At 65.1% G+C, this 3,173-nt stretch carries 4 protein-coding genes; 1 reads left to right on the top strand and 3 read right to left on the bottom strand.

Features of this window, described 5'->3' with window-relative positions:
* The coding region (locus VNZ93_RS24405; RefSeq protein ID WP_325711693.1) for a hypothetical protein at positions 1-233 on the bottom strand (233 nt) is incomplete at its 3' end.
* Positions 234-1,043: 810 nt separating this feature from the next.
* Between VNZ93_RS24405 and VNZ93_RS24400 the strand changes: the two genes are divergently transcribed.
* Complete coding sequence (locus VNZ93_RS24400) at positions 1,044-2,306, top strand: Hsp70 family protein (RefSeq protein ID WP_325711696.1); 1,263 nt, start codon at positions 1,044-1,046, stop codon at positions 2,304-2,306.
* A gap of 101 nt (positions 2,307-2,407) precedes the next feature.
* Here VNZ93_RS24400 and VNZ93_RS24395 read toward each other — a convergent pair whose 3' ends face one another.
* Complete coding sequence (locus VNZ93_RS24395; RefSeq protein WP_325711690.1) at positions 2,408-2,845, bottom strand: hypothetical protein; 438 nt, start codon at positions 2,843-2,845, stop codon at positions 2,408-2,410.
* 138 nt (positions 2,846-2,983) lie between these two features.
* A partial coding sequence (locus VNZ93_RS24390; protein WP_325711687.1) for a hypothetical protein occupies positions 2,984-3,173 on the bottom strand: 190 nt, incomplete at its 5' end.

Below are 3,173 nucleotides of genomic sequence, written 5' to 3'. Positions count from 1 at the left end.
TGCGCATGGCTATGCCCGTGCGAACGCGCATGTGCGCGCCCGTAATGACGTGCATGGCTACGCGCATAACCGCGTGAATATCCCCGCGTGCGATAGGCCGAGCGGCCGGACGGGCCTTGTGCGAACTGCGATGTGCTGATGCCATCGCCGGCTGTCTGCGCCTGGGCGGGAACGATCTGAATCGGAAGGATGGTTGCAGCCAGAAGGACGGCAAACGATGTCGCGATACGCATTGAACCTCTACTCGTTGTTGATGGGGATGCGGTGTGTCGCGAACTGCAGAGACGATCGTCGTGTCTGCTGTTGCAGTTGTGGCCTCAGCCACCGGACAGGAACCGCACGCGGTGGCGGTAAAATGACAGGATGGGGCGATTTCGTGACAGAGCCGGGGCGAATACCCCTTGTGCGTCAGAGGCATAGCGCACATTTGGAACGCGGATTGTCGCGAAAGGACCGCCTTTCTTTCAGGAATTCACTCCCAAAAGCCCTGCTATTGCAGCCTTTCTGAAGCGTGCGCGCCCGCTTTTTCTAGGCTTTGCACCGGTTCCCGTCGCCTGTCGCCCGGGCGCACAATTCCGCGCATCTGTAACGTTGCTGCGATATTCGTGATCGATCGGGGCCCGCCGATGCTCGCGAGAGGAGTGCTGACGGCTGTGTCTGCAACCTCATCGCTCGCGCGACGCACGATCGATTTGCGCGCGCTTCTCCACCGCTCGTTCCCGCGAAGGCGGGGACGAGCAACGGTTTAACCACATGCGATTTGATCGAACGGAGCTTGTAGTCTCAGAGCGGAGCGCGAAGTTATCGGCGTTCACATCGACACCAATCATACGGGCTTCGTCGGCGCTGGGTCCCCGCCTGCGCGGGGACGAGCGGAGTTTGTGGTTTGCATTGCGCGCATCATCGAGCGTGGGTCCCGGCTCTGCGGTGCACCGCTGCGCTTATGCTACGCGCTGCACCGCGTCCGGGACACGAGACTGAATAATCCGCTGGATCGTCCGTCGCCGAACCTGTAGACGGGCGCTCCTTTTGCGGAAGCCATGATGTCATCCTGCGGACTTGATTTCGGAACCTCCAACACAACGCTGGGGCGCGTGGTCGATCATGCGCCCGTGCTGGTGCCGCTGGAGGCGGAGCACACAACGATCCCGAGCGCGATCTTCTTCGAGCGGAACGGCGGCGTGCTGATCGGCCGGCGCGCGATCGAGGCCTATGTCGATGGCGACGCCGGGCGGCTGATGCGCAGCCTGAAGTCGCTGCTCGGCACCTCGCTGATCGACGAGACCACGCAGCTCGGGCGTGAGCGCAAGACGTTCCGGGACGTGATCGCGTATTATGTCGGCGCGGTGAAGCGCCGCGCGGAGCAGGCGGCCGGCGTCGAATTCCGCAGCGTTGTGCACGGGCGCCCGGTACATTTCGTCGACAACGCGCCGGATGCCGACAGGAGGGCCGAGGACACGCTGCGCGAGATCGCGCGCGGGCTCGGCTTTGCCGAGATCACCTTCCAGTTCGAGCCGATCGCGGCCGCGCTCGATTACGAGCGCGGGATCGCAGGCGAGGAGATCGCGCTGATCGCCGATATCGGCGGCGGCACGTCCGACTTCTCCATCGTGCGCCTCAGCCCGCGCCGGCATCGCGTGGCCGATCGCGCCGACGACATTCTCGCGAACGATGGCGTGCGGATCGGCGGCACCGATTTCGACCGGCGCGTCAGTCTCGGCGAGGTCATGCCGCTGCTCGGCTATGGCAGCGCGATGCAGCGGGCGGGGCTCAACGCGCCGACCAGCTATTTCCATGATCTCGCGACCTGGTCGAACATCAATCGCATGTACGAGCGCGGCGTCACAGACGACATCCGCCAGGTGCGCAGGGAGGCGAAACAGCCCAAGCTATTCGACCGCCTGCTGCGCGTCTTGGAGGATCAGCGCGGTCATACGCTGGCGATGGATGTCGAGAAATCGAAGATCGCGCTGTCGGATGCGCCGCGCGCCGGCTTTGCGCTGGACTGGATCGAGAAGGGCCTGAAGGTCGAGATCGCGCGCGGCGATCTCGTGCGGCATACCTCGGAGCTGGCGGACAGCATCGCCGCGCGGATCGGGCGCTGCCTGAAGCAGGCCGCGCTTTCAGCCGGCGACATCGATGCGGTGTTCCTCACCGGCGGATCGGTGCAGCTCGCGCATGTGCGCCGCGCGATCATCGCCTGCGTGCCCGATGCGCGCGTGGTCGAGGGCGACACGTTCGGCGCAGTCGGCAAGGGTCTGACGATCGAAGCCGAGCGGCGGTATGGGGCGGTCGCGGTGGGATGAGGTTCGCGAAGGCATGCAAAGCAAAGGGCGGCCTCTCGGCCGCCCTTGAAATCGTGGATGGCCGGGTCGAGCCCGGCCATGACGTTTGAGGAGATGACGCCTTACTTCAGCGACAGCGCCATGCCGTTCAGGTCGAGATTGACCATCAGGCCGGTCTGGGTGCCGGCGAGCTGCATCACAGCGCCGCGCTGGTTGGTCAGAACCACGGCCTGCGGTCCGCGGATGATGGCGGCGCCGGCCGAGCCCGCGCCATAGACGCCCTCGACATCGCGCGGCGAATTGATGTTGGAGACGGTGCCGCGCAGGTTGATCGCGGCGCCGCCGAAGGTGAGACCCCAGGAGAGGCCGCCGATCGCCAGCGGATAGCGGCGGCCGCGGAAGGTCAGCGTGCCTTCGCCGATCGTGCCGCCAATCACCCAGCCGCCCTTCAGGAAACGAATATGCACGGTGCCGGTGTCGGCGCGGGCGGTGGAGGCAAAGCCGATCGCAAGCATGGCGAAGAGCGCCACGGCGAAGGTGGTGATGCGGGTAAAGCTCATTGGATGTTCCCGGTTGTTGATGCTGTTCTGATGCCGGGACGTCCCGGCCGACGCGCTACGGACGGTAGATGAGTCGTGGAACAAGTCCACCGGGCCGCGGACAAGCCGGGGCCCGGTGAAGACGCAAGTGAGTTTGATTTACGAACACCCCGTGGTCGAGCCGCAGGTGTCGCACTTCATGCAGGTACCGTTGCGCACCAGCGTGAAGTTCTGGCATTCGGCGCAGGCTTCGCCCTCATAGCCGCGGGCCTTTGCTTCGGCGCGCCGTTCCGAGATCGCCGCCTTCGGCTGCGCTTGCGGCTTGGTCTCGCTGACCATCGCGCGCATG

This window comes from Pseudorhodoplanes sp., from assembly GCF_035565795.1.
Taxonomy (GTDB): Bacteria; Pseudomonadota; Alphaproteobacteria; order Rhizobiales; family Xanthobacteraceae; genus Pseudorhodoplanes.
Note: the sequence above shows the minus strand (reverse complement) of the source record. Positions and strands in the feature narration are given on the sequence as shown.